Source organism: Enterobacter sp. UNJFSC 003 (assembly GCF_036903355.1).
Classification (GTDB): domain Bacteria; phylum Pseudomonadota; class Gammaproteobacteria; order Enterobacterales; family Enterobacteriaceae; genus Enterobacter.
On the sequence record NZ_JBAKHK010000300.1, the window covers coordinates 1 to 245 of the forward strand.

Sequence of the window (245 nt, forward strand, 5' to 3'; positions counted from 1 at the left end):
GTCAGGCCCTGGTCGCGCATCTGCCGGATGATCAGCCCGGCCTCGGTGTGCACGCCACCGAAATAGACGACGTCGACGTTGGCGGACTTCATCTTGGAAACGAGCGCCGAGTAGTCCTTCTCGCCCGGGTTGATGCCCTCGAACAGCACCTCCTTGCCGCCCTTGGCCTTCAGCGCCTTCAGGGTCTCGTCGGCCAGCCCCTTGCCGTAGGGCGTCTTGTCGTGGACGAAGGCGATCTTCTTGCC

The 245-nt window shown here is 64.1% G+C and carries 1 protein-coding gene; it reads right to left on the minus strand.

Going from position 1 to position 245, the window contains the following annotated elements:
• Positions 1–245, minus strand: a 245-nt coding sequence (locus tag V5P19_RS24260; protein WP_334408084.1) for an ABC transporter substrate-binding protein, incomplete at both ends; no start/stop codon positions are given.